This window comes from Burkholderiaceae bacterium (assembly GCA_024235995.1).
Classification (GTDB): Bacteria; Pseudomonadota; Gammaproteobacteria; order Burkholderiales; family Burkholderiaceae_C; genus Ottowia.
This window is the reverse complement of sequence record JACKLI010000001.1, coordinates 709896-724637: the sequence shown is the minus strand read 5'-3', so window position 1 is coordinate 724637 and position 14742 is coordinate 709896. Positions and strand designations below refer to the sequence as shown.

16 protein-coding genes are annotated in these 14742 nt (G+C 70.7%); 9 read left to right on the top strand and 7 right to left on the bottom strand.

The annotated features are described in order from the left end of the window. Window positions 1-12: 12 nt before the first annotated feature. Genes H6927_03680 through H6927_03670 form a run of 3 tightly spaced genes read left to right on the top strand, consistent with a single transcriptional unit; the run spans window position 13 to window position 4053 of the window. Complete coding sequence (locus H6927_03680) at window positions 13-741, top strand: molecular chaperone (GenBank protein ID MCP5217189.1); 729 nt, start codon at window positions 13-15, stop codon at window positions 739-741. Continuing rightward, window positions 695-3076, top strand: a complete 2382-nt coding sequence (locus H6927_03675; GenBank protein MCP5217188.1) for a fimbrial biogenesis outer membrane usher protein — start codon at window positions 695-697, stop codon at window positions 3074-3076. The genes H6927_03680 and H6927_03675 overlap by 47 nt, the downstream gene beginning before the upstream one ends. After that, the gene (locus H6927_03670; GenBank protein ID MCP5217187.1) at window positions 3073-4053 is read left to right on the top strand and encodes a spore coat protein U domain-containing protein; all 981 of its coding nucleotides are present in this window, start codon (window positions 3073-3075) and stop codon (window positions 4051-4053) included. Before H6927_03675 ends, H6927_03670 begins: the two co-directional genes overlap by 4 nt. Window positions 4054-4078: 25 nt before the next feature. Here the strand turns inward: H6927_03670 and fghA are convergent, their stop codons facing one another. From fghA to H6927_03645, 5 genes are all read right to left on the bottom strand, one after another. Beyond that, complete coding sequence (gene fghA, locus H6927_03665) at window positions 4079-4912, bottom strand: S-formylglutathione hydrolase (protein ID MCP5217186.1); 834 nt, start codon at window positions 4910-4912, stop codon at window positions 4079-4081. 2 nt (window positions 4913-4914) lie between these two features. Further along, window positions 4915-5577 carry an NAD(P)H-binding protein gene (locus tag H6927_03660; protein ID MCP5217185.1) on the bottom strand — a complete coding sequence of 221 codons (663 nt, stop codon included), beginning with the start codon at window positions 5575-5577 and terminating at the stop codon, window positions 4915-4917. Continuing rightward, window positions 5574-6686 (bottom strand): S-(hydroxymethyl)glutathione dehydrogenase/class III alcohol dehydrogenase, encoded by a 1113-nt coding sequence (locus H6927_03655; GenBank protein MCP5217184.1) that lies wholly within the window; start codon window positions 6684-6686, stop codon window positions 5574-5576. Before H6927_03655 ends, H6927_03660 begins: the two co-directional genes overlap by 4 nt. A gap of 67 nt (window positions 6687-6753) precedes the next feature. After that, window positions 6754-7332 (bottom strand): hemerythrin domain-containing protein, encoded by a 579-nt coding sequence (locus tag H6927_03650; protein ID MCP5217183.1) that lies wholly within the window; start codon window positions 7330-7332, stop codon window positions 6754-6756. A 60-nt stretch (window positions 7333-7392) separates the two neighbouring features. Then, entirely contained in the window at window positions 7393-9636 is a 2244-nt protein-coding gene (locus H6927_03645; protein ID MCP5217182.1) for a copper-translocating P-type ATPase, read from the bottom strand. A gap of 140 nt (window positions 9637-9776) precedes the next feature. Between H6927_03645 and H6927_03640 the strand changes: the two genes are divergently transcribed. The 3 genes from H6927_03640 to H6927_03630 all read left to right on the top strand — a co-directional run bounded on the left by H6927_03640 (window position 9777) and on the right by H6927_03630 (window position 11039). Then, window positions 9777-9977 (top strand): heavy-metal-associated domain-containing protein, encoded by a 201-nt coding sequence (locus H6927_03640; GenBank protein ID MCP5217181.1) that lies wholly within the window; start codon window positions 9777-9779, stop codon window positions 9975-9977. After that, entirely contained in the window at window positions 9974-10393 is a 420-nt protein-coding gene (gene cueR, locus H6927_03635) for a Cu(I)-responsive transcriptional regulator (protein MCP5217180.1), read from the top strand. The genes H6927_03640 and cueR overlap by 4 nt, the downstream gene beginning before the upstream one ends. 154 nt (window positions 10394-10547) lie before the next feature. Beyond that, on the top strand, window positions 10548-11039 hold the full coding sequence (locus H6927_03630) for a Spy/CpxP family protein refolding chaperone (GenBank protein MCP5217179.1): 492 nt from the start codon (window positions 10548-10550) through the stop codon (window positions 11037-11039). Between the two features lie 40 nt (window positions 11040-11079). Here H6927_03630 and H6927_03625 read toward each other — a convergent pair whose 3' ends face one another. Both H6927_03625 and H6927_03620 read right to left on the bottom strand, forming a co-directional pair. Further along, complete coding sequence (locus H6927_03625) at window positions 11080-11289, bottom strand: DUF2788 domain-containing protein (protein ID MCP5217178.1); 210 nt, start codon at window positions 11287-11289, stop codon at window positions 11080-11082. After that, on the bottom strand, window positions 11289-12155 hold the full coding sequence (locus H6927_03620; GenBank protein ID MCP5217177.1) for a DUF2189 domain-containing protein: 867 nt from the start codon (window positions 12153-12155) through the stop codon (window positions 11289-11291). The genes H6927_03625 and H6927_03620 overlap by 1 nt, the downstream gene beginning before the upstream one ends. Window positions 12156-12582: 427 nt before the next feature. Here H6927_03620 and minC point away from each other — a divergent pair, with 427 nt between their 5' ends. From minC to minE, 3 genes are all read left to right on the top strand, one after another. Further along, window positions 12583-13329, top strand: a complete 747-nt coding sequence (minC, locus tag H6927_03615) for a septum site-determining protein MinC (protein MCP5217176.1) — start codon at window positions 12583-12585, stop codon at window positions 13327-13329. A gap of 239 nt (window positions 13330-13568) precedes the next feature. Next, window positions 13569-14384, top strand: a complete 816-nt coding sequence (minD, locus tag H6927_03610) for a septum site-determining protein MinD (GenBank protein ID MCP5217175.1) — start codon at window positions 13569-13571, stop codon at window positions 14382-14384. Between the two features lie 4 nt (window positions 14385-14388). Continuing rightward, window positions 14389-14682, top strand: a complete 294-nt coding sequence (minE, locus tag H6927_03605) for a cell division topological specificity factor MinE (GenBank protein MCP5217174.1) — start codon at window positions 14389-14391, stop codon at window positions 14680-14682. Window positions 14683-14742: the final 60 nt, after the last annotated feature.

Below are 14742 nucleotides of genomic sequence, written 5' to 3'. Positions count from 1 at the left end.
TCCAAGCCCATCATGCGCCGACTTCTTTCCTGCGCCCTGGCGGCCGCCGCCCTGCTGGCGACTGCCCCGGTCCTGGCCAGCGGCCTGCAGGTGTCGCCCGTGTCCATCGCGGTGCCGGCTACGCAGAATGCCGAAGGCCTGTGGCTGAGCAACACCGGCGACACCTCGGTGCGCGCCCAGGTGCGCGTGTACCGCTGGACGCAGGAGGGCGACGCCGACCATCTGGCGCCCACCAAGGAGCTGCTGGCCAGCCCGCCCATGATCGAACTGGCCGTGGGCGAGCGCCAGCTGATCCGCGCCGTCCGCCTGGGCGCGCCGCCCACCGACAGCGCCGAGACCGCCTACCGCCTGATCATCGACGAGCTGCCCAGCGAAGAGCCCGGGCGCAAGGGCCTGCAATACGTGCTGCGCTACTCGGTGCCGGTGTTCGTGCAGCCCGCCGGCGCGCCGGCCAGCGAGCCCCAGCTGCAATGGGCCCTGCGGCGTGAGGGCGACAAGATCTGGCTGGAGGTCGGCAACAGCGGCGGCACGCACGCGCAACTGGCCGACCTGACCTACGTCGATCCCGCCGGCCAGCGCACCCCCGTGGCGCCCGGCCTGCTGGGCTACGCGCTGCCCGGCGCGCACATGCGCTGGGCCATCAAGCCGCCAGCCGCGGTGCTGGCCGGCGGCGGCCAGTGGGAAGCAATGATCAATGGCAAGACCGAGCAAAGCATCCCGCTGGCCGTGCGCCCTCGCTGAGCTGCTGCTGGCGTCCGCCCTGCTGGTGGGCGCCGCCGCGCACGCCACCGGCGCACCCACCGGCGCGGACGAGGCCAGCCTGGCCGGCGCCAGCGGGCAGGACGTGTACCTGGATGTCACGCTCAACGGCAGCGCGCGCGGCCTGGTGCATTTCGGCGAGCGCGCGCGCGCGCTGTGGGCCTCGGCCGCCAGCCTGCGCCAGCTCGGCTTCGTGCTGCCCGCCGGCACCGGCGATCCGGTGGCGCTGGCCCAGCTGCCCGGCCTGCAGGTGCAGTACGACCGTGCCCAGCAGCGCGTGACGCTGACGGCGCCGCTGGCCCTGCTCAAGCTGCCCGAAACCACGCTGGCCGTGCCCGGCATCGCGCCGCACGGCATCACCCGCTCGCCCGGCCTGCTGCTCAACTACGACCTGTACGGCACCCACACCAGCGGCGCCGGCACCTCGCTCAGCGCCTACACCGAACTGCGCGCCTTCAACGCCTGGGGCGTGCTCAGCAGCACCGCCATCACCCGCAGCCAGCCCAGCAGCGACAGCGCCGCCGCCACGCCGCGCCAGACCGTGCGCCTGGACACCAGCTGGAGCCGCTCCTGGCCCGAGCAACTGATCACCGTGCGCGTGGGCGACACGCAGACCAGCGCCCTGGCCTGGACGCGCGCCACGCGCATCGGCGGCCTGCAGATCGGCAGCAACTTCGCGCTGCAGCCCTACCTGTCCACCACGCCCGCGCCCACGCTGCTGGGCTCGGCCGTGCTGCCCTCGCAGCTGGACCTGTATGTCAACGGCATGCGCCAGTACAACGGCCAGGTGCCGGCCGGGCCATTCCAGCTGAACACCCTGCCCAGCATCAGCGGCGCAGGCACCGCCCAGGTGGTGCTGACCGATGCCTTCGGGCGCAGCACCACGCTCAATTTTTCGCTCTACGGCACGCGCCAGCTGCTCAAGGCCGGCCTGACCAGTTGGTCGGCCGAGCTGGGCTGGGTGCGCCAGAACTACGGCCTGGCCTCCAACGACTACGCGCGCCACCCGGTGCTCAGCGGCACCTGGCGCCGCGGCCTGAGCGACAGCCTGACCGTCGAGGCGCACGGCGAGGCCACCCGTGGCCTGACCAACCTGGGCGGCGGCGCGGCCTGGCTGCTGGGCAACGCCGGCGTGGTCAGCGGCGCGCTGGCGGCCTCCAGCGGCGCGGGCCAGCACGGCGCGCAGCTCAACCTGGGCTACAACTGGAACAACGAGCGCTTCAACGTCGGCTTCACCGGCACGCGCGCCCAGGGCGGCTACCGCGACGCCGCCGCGCTGGATGGCGCCGCGCTGGCGCGCGCCAGCGGCAGCGCCACCGTGGGCTACAACGCGGGCGAGGCCGGCAGCTTCTCGCTCAGCTACCTGTACCAGAGCTATCCGGGCCAAAGCACCTCGCGCTACGCCAGCCTGGGCTGGTTCAAGGCCCTGGGCCGCCAGGCCACGCTGTCGGTCACCGCCAACCGCGACCTGACCGACCACCGGCTCTACAGCGTGTTCGTCAACCTGAGCTGGGCGCTGGACGGCCGCACCAGCGTCAGCACCGGCGTGCAGCACGACAACCAGGGCACCCAGCTCACCGCCTACGCCAGCCAGCCCACGCCCAGCGAGGGCGGCTGGGGCTGGAACGCCCAGGCGCGCCAGGGCAGCGGCCAGCACGGCGCGCAGGGCGAAGTCAATTACCTGGGCCCCTGGGGCCGCTACACCGCCGGCGTCAACCTGGCCAGCGGCAGCCGCTCGGTCTATGCCGACGCCAACGGCGCGCTGGTGCTCATGGGCGGCCAGCTGTTTGCCGCGCGCCCCATCGACGACGCGTTCGCGCTGGTTTCCACCGACGGCGTGCCCGACGTGCCCGTGCTGCTGGAAAACCGCCCCGTGGGCCGCACCGACGCCAGCGGCCACCTGCTGGTGACGCCGCTCAATGCCTACCAGAACAACAGGCTGGGCATCGACGCCATGGGCCTGCCGGCCGACCAGCGCATCGACCGGGTGGACGCCATCGCCACCCCGCCCGACCGCGCCGGCACGCTGGTGGAGTTCGGCATCACCCCGGTGCGCGCGGCGCTGCTGACGCTGGTGGACGCCGCCGGCGCGCCGCTGCCGCTGGGCAGCCGCGTCAGCGTCAACGGCCAAGCCACCCACGCCGTGGTCGGCTACGACGGCGAGGTTTACCTGGACACGCTGCAGGCGGGCACCAACCGCCTGACGGTGCAGGCCCCGCAGGGCCGCTGCGGCGTGTCATTCGACCACCAAAAAGCCGACCAGGGCGCGATCCCGAAGATCGGTCCGCTCACCTGCACCCCCGAGGCCAGACCATGAATCCGCTACCCTGGTTTCCGCTGAACCGTTGCTGCTTCGCCCTCTGGCTGGCCCTGCTGGGCGGTGCGGCGCCGGCACTGGCGGCCGGCATCAGCTGCAGCAGCACCAGCATGACCGCATTGAACTTCGGCACCATCAATCCGCTGGCCGGCACGCCCACCCAGGTCAACGCCACCCTGACCTATTCCTGCACCAACAGCGACACCAAGGCCCATGCGGCGCTGGTGTGCTTTCACATCGGCGAGCCGGGAGGGCGCTCATGGAACCCGCGTCTGATGCTGAACGGCGCCAACACCCTGCAGTTCCAGCTCTACCAGGATTCGGGGCTCGGCACCATCTGGGGCAGCTACGGCTTTGGCTCGCCCACCCCGCTGGCCGTCCCGATCAAGCTTGCCGCCAAAGCCAGCACCAGCGGCACGGCCACGCTGTACGGTCAGGTGCCGGGCGGCCAGTCCCTGGCCATTCCCGGCGCCTACACCGATGTCTATCAGAGCGGGGACACCGCCGTGTCCATCGCCGACGTTGTAGGCACCACGGTTCCGAGCACTTGCAGCAGCAGCTGGGCCGGCGCCGTTTTTCCCTTCACCGTCAGCACCACGGTTGCCAAGCAGTGCCTGGTGACCGCCGCCTCCGACGTCAACCTGGGCAGCCAGCTCGCCAGTGCCACCAACGTGGACGCCAACGGCAACATCAGCGTCACCTGCAGCAACACCACGCCCTACACCGTGGGCCTGCGCCCATCCAACGGCAGCACCACCGGCGCCGGTGTCATGTCGGCACCCGCGGGCAACACCGACCAGGTGCCCTACCAGCTGTACCGGGATGCCGCCCGCACCGCCGCTTGGGGCACCGCCGCCACCGCCAGCAACACCGGCAGCGGCGCGGCCCAGCCGTTCACGGTCTACGTGCGCGTCCCCTCGGCCGACTACCGGCCCGGCAGCTATTCGGACACGGTGACGGTGGTGGTCAATTACTGACGCGGGCGGGGGCGGCTCAGGCCGATCACCCGCGCAGCACCGCCGCATGGTGCGCCACGTGCTCGCCCATGAAGCTGGCGATGAAGTAGTAGCTGTGGTCGTAGCCCGGCTGCATGCGCAGCGTGAGCGGGTGGCCTGCCTGGTCGCAGGCGGCCTGCAGCAGGTCGGGGCGCAGCTGCGGCAAGAATTCGTCGGCCTCGCCCTGGTCGACCAGCAGGGGCAGGCGCTCGCCGCGGGCCCGGGCCACCAGCGCGGCGGCGTCCCACCCGGCCCAGGCCTCGGGGTCGTCGCCCAGATACGCTGCCAGCGTCTTTTGCCCCCAGGGCACCTGCGCGGGCGCGGCAATGGGCGCGAAGGCCGAGACGCTGCGGTACCGCCCCGGGTGGCGCAGCGCGGTGACCAGCGCCCCATGCCCGCCCATGCTGTGGCCGAAGATGCCGCGCCCGTCCGTGGCCGGAAAGTGCTGCTCGATCAGCGCCGGCAGCTCCTCGGCCACGTAGTCCTGCATGCGGTAGTGCGCGGCCCAGGGCTGCTGCGTGGCGTCGACGTAGAAGCCCGCGCCCTGGCCCAGGTCGTAGGCCGCGTCGTCGGGCACGCCCGCGCCGCGCGGGCTGGTGTCGGGCGCCACCACGATCAGGCCGTGCCGGGCGGCGTGTGGCTGCGCGCCGGCCTTGGTGATGAAGTTCTGCTCGGTGCAGGTCAGCCCCGACAGCCAGTACAGCACCGGGCAGCGCGCGCCAGCCAGCGCCTGCGGCGGCAGGTAGACGCCCAAGCGCATGGGCGTGCCGGTGGCGCGGCTGGCGTGTTGCCAGACTTCCTGTCGGCCGCCGAAGCTGGCGTGGTGCTCGAGGCGTTCCATGCTCATGTCCTTGCCTGGTTCGCGCCCTGCATGGCGCCGGACGGCAACACCACGCGCCCCTGCGCCGTGGGCAGTTGCCGGCGCAGCGCGGCCGCCACGTCGGCGGCGTCGATGGCGCGGTAGTTGGCGGGAATCAACGGGCGCAGCAGGGCGTCCAGCCGGGCCCAGCGCAACTCGCCCGCGCGCACGGGCTGGCCCAGCACGGCGCGGTCGCCGCGCAGCATGGAGGGGCGGGCGATCACCAGCGCATCGAAGCCCAGCGCCGCCAGCGCGTCCTCCAGCTCGCCCTTGACGCGGCTGTAGAACACGCCGGACCCGGCGTTGGCGCCCATGGCGCTGACCAGGCCCGCGCGGCGCGCGCCAACGGCCTGGGCCGCACGCGCCACGGCCAGGTTGGCGTCGAAGTCCACCCCGCGAAACGCAGCCTGGCTGCCCGCCTGCCGGATGGTGGTGCCCAGCGCCAGATAGACCTCGTCCACCGGAGGCAAGGCGGGCAGGGCGGCAAAGTCGACCACGTGCCGCGTCAGCTTGGCGTGCGTCCAGTCCAGCGGCCGGCGCGCCAGCCCATGCACCTCGGCCACGGACGAATCGGCGCACAGCTGCTGCACCAGGCAGCGCCCGACCAGACCGGTGGCACCGGCGACGGCGACGCGCCGCGACCTCATGCGTAGTGCACCACCGAGCGGATCGACTCGCCCGCGTGCATCAGCTCGAACGCGCGGTTGATCTCCGTCAGCCCCATGGTGTGGGTAACAAAGGGCGCCAGCTGGATCCGGCCGGACATCGCGTCCTCGACCATGCCCGGCAGCTCGCTGCGGCCCTTGACGCCGCCGAAGGCCGTGCCCAGCCAGCGCCGGCCGGTGACCAGCTGGAACGGCCGCGTGCTGATCTCCTGCCCGCTGCCCGCCACGCCGATGATCACGCTCTGGCCCCAGCCGCGGTGCGCGCATTCCAGCGCCGCGCGCATCACCTTGACGTTGCCGATGCACTCGAAGCTGTGGTCCACGCCCCAGCCCGTCATCTCGACGATCACCTGCTGGATGGGCTGGTCGTGGTCCTTGGGGTTGACGCAGTCGGTGGCGCCGAAGGTGCGCGCCAGCGCGAACTTGTCGGGGTTGGTGTCGACCGCGATGATGCGCCCGGCGCCGGCCAGCCTGGCGCCTTGCACCACCGCCAGGCCGATGCCGCCCAGCCCGAACACGGCCACGCTGTCGCCCGGCTGCACCTTGGCCGCGTTCTTGACCGCGCCCAGGCCGGTGGTGACGCCGCAGCCCAGCAGGCACACCTGCTCGGGGTTGGCCTGGGGGTTGACCTTGGCCAGCGAGACCTCGGCCACCACCGTGTATTCGCTGAAGGTGCTGCAGCCCATGTAGTGGTGGATCGGCTGGCCCTGGTAGCTGAAGCGCGTGGTGCCGTCGGGCATCAGGCCCTTGCCCTGGGTGGCGCGCACGGCCACGCACAGGTTGGTCTTGCCCGACTTGCAGAACAGGCATTGGCCGCATTCGGCGGTGTACAGCGGGATCACGTGGTCGCCGGGCTGCACGCTGCGCACGCCCTCGCCGCATTCGACCACGATGCCCGCGCCCTCGTGGCCCAGCACGGCCGGAAACACGCCTTCCGGGTCCTCGCCCGAAAGCGTGAAGGCGTCGGTGTGGCACACGCCGGTGTGCGTGATGCGGATCAGCACCTCGCCCTTCCTGGGCGGGGCCACGTCGAGCTCGACGATCTGCAGGGGTTGGGCGGCCTCGAAGGCCACGGCGGCGCGGGATTTCACGGGACTTGCTCCTGGGGCCGCACACCGGCCCGGATGTCCCGAGTCTAGTGCCCTCGCCGGGGCCGGATCAGCCCAGCCCGATCGGCGCCGGCGCCGCCATCACGATGCGCGAGAACAGGCGCTCGTAGTCCTTGGCCGGCGGGTGCTGGCCGGTGAGCGGGTCGCGGTTGGCCTCGAAGGCCGCGTCCAGCGTCTTCCAGTCCTCGGCGCTCAGGTGCTTGACGGCGGCGGGCAGGATTTCCTGCTCCTCCAGGTGCATGTGCGACAGGTACAGGTCGACGTAGCGCGTGAAGGCCTTGGTGAAGGCCGCACGCCGGCTCTCGCCCATCATCTCCCACGCGATCAGCAGGTGCTGCAGGTCGCGCACCGCCTTTTCGGTGTATTCGTGGTCGTGGTCCAGCCGGGCGATCGCGGTGGCCGTCTCGGGCGCGGCCTTGAGCACGCGCGGAAACAGCAGTTCGGTCTCCTTGGGGTGGTGCAGGCGCTCGGGAAACTCGTCGATGTAGAACAGCATGGCGCGCAACACGTCGAAGAAGCCGCGCGCGTCGTCCTGCGGGCCGCGCTCGACCAGCATGCGGGTGGACTGCAGCATGGCGGCCAGGGACGAATGCTCGTCACGAATGATTTTCAAACTGCTGGGGGTCATGTCTGTCTCCTTGATGGGCTGCAGTTTATGCCCGGCATGAAGATTTGAAACTGACATGGATCAAGACCGCACCAAGGCCGGACGCCAGCGCTTGAGCAGCAGCGCGTTGCTCATCACGCTGACCGAGGACAGCGCCATCGCCGTGCCGGCCAGCACCGGGTTGAGGTAGCCCAGCGCCGCCAGCGGAATGCCGGCGGTGTTGTAGACGAAGGCCCAGAACAGGTTCTGCCGGATCTTGGCCACCGTGCGGTGCGACACGTCCAGCGCCGCCGCCACCAGCCCGACGTCGCCGCGCATCAGCGTGATGCCCGCCGCGTGCATGGCCACGTCGGTGCCGCTGCCCATGGCCATGCCCACGTCAGCCGCCGCCAGGGCGGGGGCGTCGTTCACACCATCTCCCACCATCGCCACGGTGTGGAGGGGACGAGGGGATGGCACGCCCTGCTTCAGCGCCCGCACCGCCTCGGCCTTGTCGCCCGGCAGCACCTCGGCCAACACCTCGCCCTCCTCGGGACGCAGGCCCAGGCGGCGCGCCATGGCCTCGGCCGCGCCGCGGTTGTCGCCCGAGATCATCACCGTGCGCACGCCCGCCGCCTGCAGGCGCTCGATGGCCGCGCGCGCCTCCGGCTTGGGCTCGTCGCCGAAGGCCAGCAGGGCCAGGGCCTGCGGCGGCTGGGCCGCATCGGGCTGCACGGAAAGTATCGAAATCGTAGCGCCTTGCGCTTGCTGCATGCCGGCTGCAGCGTCAAAAGGCTTCAAATCCACGCCCTGCTCGCGCATCCAGCGCGCGCTGCCCACCTGCACGCGCACGCCGTCCACCACGCCCTCGCTGCCCTGGCCCGGCACGGCGTGTGCGTCCTGCACCGCGCCGATGGCCACGCCCTGCTCGCGCGCCGCCGCCAGCACGGCGCGCGCCAGCGGGTGCTCGCTGCCGCTTTGCAGGCTGGCGGCCAGGCGCAGCGCCTGGGCTTCGTCGGCGCCCGGCGCCGGCAGCAGGGCCAGCAGGCGCGGGCGGCCCACCGTCAGCGTGCCGGTCTTGTCGAAGGCCACGGTGTCCACGCGGTGCGCCAGCTCCAGCGCCTCGGCGTCCTTGATCAGGATGCCGTATTTGGCCGCCACCCCGGTGCCCGCCATGATGGCCGTGGGCGTGGCCAGGCCCAGCGCGCAGGGGCAGGCGATCACCAGCACCGCCACGGCGCGGATGATGGCCGTCTCCAGCCCCGCGCCCATCCACCACCAGCCGGCAAAGGTCAGCAGCGCGATGCCGATCACCACCGGCACGAAGACGCTTGACACCCGGTCCACCAGCCGCTGCACCGGCGCCTTGGCCGCCTGCGCGTCTTCCACCAGTCGGATGATGTGGGCCAGCACGCTCTCGCTGCCGGCGGCCGTTACCTGCAGCAGCACGCGGCCCTCGCCGTTGATCGAGCCGCCGGTCAGCCCGCTGCCCACGCCCTTGGCCACCGGCAGCGGCTCGCCCGTCAGCATCGACTCGTCCACCTGCGTGCTGCCTTCCAGCACCGTGCCGTCGGCCGGCACGCGCTCGCCGGGGCGCACCGCCAGGCGGTCGCCGGCGCGCAGCTCGTCGACCGGGATGTCCTTCTCGCCCTCGAAATCGATCAAGTGCGCCACCTCGGGCCGCAGCGCATGCAGCGCGCGGATGGCCGCCGTGGTCTGACGCTTGGCGCGCGACTCCAGCCACTTGCCCAGCAGCACCAGCGTCACCACCACGGCCGCGCTTTCGAAGTACAGGTGCGCGTGCGCGCCATGGCCGGAGAACAGCCACAGCCACATCGACAGCACCCAGGCCGCCGTGGTGCCCAGCGCCACCAGCAGGTCCATGTTGCCCGTGCCCGCCTTCAGCGCGTGCCAGCCGGCCTTGTAAAAACGCGCGCCCAGCCCGAACTGCACCGGCGTCGCCAGCGCGAACTGCAGCCAGGCCGGCGGCATCCAGCCGATGCCCAACGGCAGCAGCAGCATCGGCAGCACCAGCGGCGCGCTCAGCGCCAGGCCCAGGCCCACCGGCGCGAAACCCGCCCAGGGCGAGGCGCTGGCCGCGTCGATGGCGGCGTTGGCGGCGCGCGGCTCGTAGCCGGCATCGCGCACCGCGCGCCGCAGCCGCGGCCCCAGCTCGTCGGCGCTGCCCGCCACGGTGACGCGCGCGCTCTCGGTCGCCAGGTTCACCGCCGCCTGCTGCACGCCCGGCACCTTCGTCAACGCGCGCTCCACCCGCGCCACGCAGCTGGCGCAGGTCATGCCACCGATGCCCAGATCGACTGTTGAAGTTGCCGTTGATGTGTTCATGATCGGCAGTTTGAAGCTTTCCATCATGGCAAGGTCAAGCCTTTTGTGTGCCAAGGGAGCAGGACCATGGCTCAGCCCTTGACATTGCCATCGTGTCAAGCTTCATGATCCAAGCTCTACCCACTCCTGGAGCTTTCACCATGGACCAAACCTTCACCGTCACCGGCATGACCTGCGGCCACTGCGAGGCCGCCATCAAGCGCGCGCTCGTCCAGCTGGATCCCGCCGCCCAGGTGCAGATCGACCGCAGCCAGCAGCGCGTGCAGGTGCAGGGCAGCAGCCAGCCGCGCGAGGCCCTGGCCGCCGCCATCCGCGAGGAAGGCTACGAAGTGACAGCATGAACCCCGTGGACTTGCCAGGCCCCGTCAACATCGGCCAGGCCGCGCGCGCCTCGGGCGTGTCGGCCAAGATGGTGCGCCACTACGAGTCGCTGGGCCTGCTGGGCGCGGTGGCGCGCACCGACAGCGGCTACCGCCAGTACCGCGCGGCCGACGTGCACACGCTGCGCTTCATCAAGCGCGCGCGCGAGCTGGGCTTTTCGATGGCCGAGATCGCCGAGCTGGTCAGCCTGTGGCACGACCAGGGCCGCGCCTCGGCCAGCGTCAAGCGGATCGCCAAGGCGCACGTGATCGAGCTTGAAAAACGCATCCAGGCCATGCAGGCCATGCGCCGGACGCTACAAAACCTGTTGCAACACTGCCACGGCGACGCGCGCCCCGACTGCCCCATCCTGGACGATCTGTCGGGCGGCCACTGAGCGGCTTTTTCGCCCAACTTTACGCAAGCCATACGGGCCGGCGATGGGCCGGACACAGCGGCGCGCCAGACTTGCCTTCAAGCCGATGACGTCTCCGAGGCGCGCATCGGCCTTCGCATCAACGCCTCTGGATTTTGTGCAAAGGAAACTTGCCATGACCCGCACCCGTCCCCTCCTGCTCGCCACCCTGCTGGCCGCCGCCAGCACCTGGTCGGTGGCGCAAACCACGCCGGCCCCCGCAGCCGGCCCGGCCGCCACGGCCCAGGCCAGCCAGCCCGGCGCCGGCCCCCGCGCCCAGCGCTGGGCCGAGCGCCGGGCCCAGCGGCTGGAGCAGCTCAAGGCCCAGCTCAAGCTGAGCCCCGCGCAAGAAGGCGCCTGGAGCGCCTACACCGCCGCCATGCAGCCGCCGGCGCAGCGCCCCGCGCGCATGAACCACGCCGAGCTGGCGCAGCTGAGCACGCCGCAGCGCATCGAGCGCATGCAGGCGCTGCAGGCCGAGCACCAGCAGTTCATGAGCCAGCGGCTGGACGCCGTCAAGGCCTTCTACGCCCAGCTGACGCCCGAGCAGCAGAAGATCTACGACCAGCAAAGCCTGCGGCACGGGCCCGCCGGCCGCGGCGGCATGCACGGCATGCGCTGGCATTGATCCGGGTGGGCACCCTCCCCGCATGCAGCGGGGTCGGCGCCTATTTTTCAAGAACCCACTGGATCACGCCCTTGGCGACAAAGCCCAGCATGCCGAAGGCCAGCGCCAGAAACAGCACGAAGGTGCCGAACTTGCCGGCCTTCGACTCCCAGGCCAGATGCCCGACGATGAACAGCATGTAGAGCATGAAGGCGCCGACGCCAAAGGTCAGGCCGAACCAGGCGATCTGCTCCTCGCTGAAGCCGAACATCAGCGGCCTCCTTCCGGCGGCAGGCGCTCGGGCAGCTTGCCGGCGTCCACCAGCGCCCGGTAGGCGTGCCAGCTGGCGTGGCCCAGCCAGGGCAGGGTGACGATCAGGCCGGCCAGCAGGGTGGCCATGCCCAGCAGCGTCAGCCCCATGATCAGGGCCGCCCACAGGGCCAGCGGCGCGGGGTTGCGCAGCACCGCCTGCCAGCTGGTCAGCACCGCCTGCAGCACGTCGGCGCGCCGGTCCAGCAGCAGCGGCATGGCCACCACGCTGGAGGCAAACAGCGGCGCCGCCATCAACCCGCCCAGCAGCAGCCACAGCTCGAACACATGGCCGCCGGGCGCCAGCACCACGTGGCGCACGAAGTCCATCGGCGTGGCCACCGGCTGCGGCGCCAGCACGGTGATCAGCGCGGCCGAGGTCAGCACCCAGCCCGTGCCGGCCAGCGACAGCAGCAGGCCGAAGCGCACCAGGCTCCAGTAGCCGCCGTGCGCGGCAAAGCGCGAGTGCTGCCAGCGCGTCCAGGTCTGCACGATGGTGCGCGCGCCCACCGGCTCGCCGCGCTCCAGCGCGCGCGACAGCGCGTACAGGCTGGTGGCCAGCACCGGCGCCACCACCAGAAAGCCCGAGAAGGCACTCACCAGCAGCCAGAAGCGGTCGCCCGCCAGCAGCACCAGCACGGCGCCGAAAAACGCCAGCGCCAGGCCGTGCAGCAGGCCCCAGGGGCCGCAGCGCCACAGGTCGCGCCAGCCCAGGGCCAGCCAGTGCAAAGGGGCACCCAAGGTGACGGAGCGGACGACCGGCAAGACGACCGTGCCGCGCGCCGGGCGCGGCGGCAGCGGGGGGAGGGGTTGGATCGGGTTGGGCATGCGGCCGCCATTGTCGGGCACGGTACGCCCCAAACGCCCGGCGCCCAATCCCCAGCTACTGAGGACAAACCTGTGGACAGCACGCGGGCAAAGGCGCACTTATCCACAAAACCGTCGCGCCGCTCGGACTTGTCCCTGCGGCGCACGACGGGCCAAGGCGCGTTCTCCACACCGCGACCGGCCATGCAAGGCCTTGTTGGACAAGGACATCTTCATGTTCTTCACAAAAGCGCAGGCCTTCTACTACGACCACTATCGAGATAGACAACAGTCCATAAGAAAACCAGAAAACCCCTTTTTCCACGATTCGGCCCCGCGCGGCCGCCGGCTGCCGGCTGCCGCGCCGCAATGGCGGACCCCGCTGGTAAGATCGCGGGGCCTTGCCTGCCGGCTCCTCGTGGGCCCGACTTCGTTCACCCGCCGCACCATGCCCGTTGCCCTTGCCGGCCGCAGCCCCAGCACCTTCGAAATCAAGAGCGCCAGCCTGCCCTTGCTGGCGCTGCGCCTGAAGTCGAGCGACCTGGACGCCCTGGCCCAGGAGCTGCACGCACACTACGGCGAGATGCCGGATTTCTTTGCCAACGACCTGCTGGTGGTCGATCTGTCGACACTGCCGGCCGAGGCGGGCGAGACACCCATCGACTTCCAGCGCCTGACCACGCTGCTGCGCGCCCATCGCCTGAACCCGATCGGCGTGCGCGCCGGCTCGGCCGCTCAGATGGCCGCCGCCGCCGCCGCAGGCCTGTCCGATGCCCCCGACATGCGCCTGCCGAAAACGGCGCCGGAAAAGTCCCCTGCTGCCGTGGTCGAAGCCGACGTGCCGATCCCCGGCGCGCTGGTGATCGACAAGCCGCTGCGCTCGGGCCAGCAGGTGTATGCGCGCGGGCGCGACCTGGTGCTGCGCGCCATGGTCAACCCCGGCGCCGAGGTGATTGCCGACGGCCACATCCACGTCTATGCGCCGCTGCGCGGGCGCGCCATCGCCGGCGCGCGCGGCTGGGCCCAGGCCTGCATCTTCGCGCGCGCCATGCAGCCCGAGCTGGTGTCGGTGGCCGGCGTGTACCGCACCAGCGACGAGCCCCTGCCCGCATCGGTGTGGGGCCACGCGGCCACGGTGTCGCTGCGCAGCACGGAGGCGGGCGACAAGCTGATCTTCGAGCCTATTGCGGATTAAAAATGCCGGATGCAGAGAACGCGAAGATCACGCAAAAGACGCAAAAGAATTCAATTCTTTCAATCGAATCGATCCGAAGCCGCCGGGTGATTGGCGCGATATGCTATAGTTTTTAAAGCAATCGAGGTCATTTTTCCTTTTGCGTTCTCTGCGCATTCTTTGCGTCCTCTGCGTCCGGCTGTTTTGACGAGCGAGTTTTCCTTTCAACTGTTTCTGCACGAACCAAGGGTGCTTTCGACATGGCAAGAATCGTCGTCGTGACTTCCGGCAAGGGCGGGGTGGGCAAGACCACCACCAGCGCCGCCTTCGCCTCGGGCCTGGCGCTGGCCGGCCACAAGACCGCCGTGATCGACTTCGACGTCGGCCTGCGCAACCTGGACCTCATCATGGGCTGCGAGCGGCGCGTGGTGTACGACCTGATCAACGTCATCCAGGGCGAGGCCAACCTCACGCAGGCCCTCATCAAGGACAAGAACTGCGACAACCTGTTCGTGCTGGCCGCCAGCCAGACGCGCGACAAGGAAGCGCTGACCGAGGACGGCGTCAAGAAGGTGCTGGACGAGCTGGCCGGCATGGACTTCGAGTACATCGTGTGCGACTCGCCCGCCGGCATCGAATCGGGCGCGCTGCTGGCCATGCGCTACGCCGACGAGGCGCTGGTGGTGACCAACCCCGAGGTCTCCAGCGTGCGCGACTCCGACCGCATCCTGGGCATGCTGGGCAGCAAGACGCAGCGCGCCATCGAGGGCAAGGATCCCGTCAAGGAGCACCTGCTCATCACGCGCTACAACCCGGGTCGCGTGGCCGACGGGCAGATGCTCAGCCTGGAGGACATCCAGGACATCCTGCGCATCAAGCTGATCGGCGTCATCCCCGAGAGCGAGGCCGTGCTGCAGGCCTCCAACCAGGGCCTGCCCGCCGTGCACCTGAAGGGCACCGACGTGGCCGGCGCCTACAGCGACGTGATCGAGCGCTTTCTGGGCGCCGACAAACCCATGCGCTACGTCGAGGCCGAGAAGCCCGGCTTCTTCAAGCGCCTGTTCGGGGGGCGCTGAGGCCATGTCCTTCCTGAGCTTTTTCCTGGGCGAGAAGAAGAAGACCGCCAGCGTCGCCAAGGAGCGCCTGCAGATCATCCTGGCGCACGAGCGCGTGGGGCGCAACGCGGCCGAGCCCGACTACCTGCCCGAGCTGCAGCGCGAGCTGATCGCCGTCATCAGCAAGTACGTCAAGATCGATCCCAAGGACATCAAGGTCAACCTGGAGCGCCAGGACGACCTGGAGGTGCTGGAGGTCAAGATCGAGCTGCCCGAGAAGGCCGACAAGCCGGGCAAGCTGAACGTCCAGCCGGGCTGATCCGGTTTCCCGGCCGCCGCCCGCGCGGCCGTGGCGTGGCGCTGGGTGTTGGGCGGCGGC

Excerpts from the sequence above, each read along its gene's own strand:
- H6927_03680 (MCP5217189.1), top strand. The coding sequence starts at position 13 with ATGCGCCGACTTCTTTCCTGCGCCCTGGCGGCCGCCGCCCTGCTGGCG.
- H6927_03675 (MCP5217188.1), top strand. The coding sequence starts at position 695 with ATGGCAAGACCGAGCAAAGCATCCCGCTGGCCGTGCGCCCTCGCTGAG.
- H6927_03670 (MCP5217187.1), top strand. The coding sequence starts at position 3,073 with ATGAATCCGCTACCCTGGTTTCCGCTGAACCGTTGCTGCTTCGCCCTC.
- fghA (MCP5217186.1), bottom strand. The coding sequence starts at position 4,912 with ATGGAACGCCTCGAGCACCACGCCAGCTTCGGCGGCCGACAGGAAGTC.
- H6927_03660 (MCP5217185.1), bottom strand. The coding sequence starts at position 5,577 with ATGAGGTCGCGGCGCGTCGCCGTCGCCGGTGCCACCGGTCTGGTCGGG.
- H6927_03650 (MCP5217183.1), bottom strand. The coding sequence starts at position 7,332 with ATGACCCCCAGCAGTTTGAAAATCATTCGTGACGAGCATTCGTCCCTG.
- H6927_03645 (MCP5217182.1), bottom strand. The coding sequence starts at position 9,636 with ATGAACACATCAACGGCAACTTCAACAGTCGATCTGGGCATCGGTGGC.
- H6927_03640 (MCP5217181.1), top strand. The coding sequence starts at position 9,777 with ATGGACCAAACCTTCACCGTCACCGGCATGACCTGCGGCCACTGCGAG.
- cueR (MCP5217180.1), top strand. The coding sequence starts at position 9,974 with ATGAACCCCGTGGACTTGCCAGGCCCCGTCAACATCGGCCAGGCCGCG.
- H6927_03630 (MCP5217179.1), top strand. The coding sequence starts at position 10,548 with ATGACCCGCACCCGTCCCCTCCTGCTCGCCACCCTGCTGGCCGCCGCC.
- H6927_03625 (MCP5217178.1), bottom strand. The coding sequence starts at position 11,289 with ATGTTCGGCTTCAGCGAGGAGCAGATCGCCTGGTTCGGCCTGACCTTT.
- H6927_03620 (MCP5217177.1), bottom strand. The coding sequence starts at position 12,155 with ATGCCCAACCCGATCCAACCCCTCCCCCCGCTGCCGCCGCGCCCGGCG.
- minC (MCP5217176.1), top strand. The coding sequence starts at position 12,583 with ATGCCCGTTGCCCTTGCCGGCCGCAGCCCCAGCACCTTCGAAATCAAG.
- minD (MCP5217175.1), top strand. The coding sequence starts at position 13,569 with ATGGCAAGAATCGTCGTCGTGACTTCCGGCAAGGGCGGGGTGGGCAAG.
- minE (MCP5217174.1), top strand. The coding sequence starts at position 14,389 with ATGTCCTTCCTGAGCTTTTTCCTGGGCGAGAAGAAGAAGACCGCCAGC.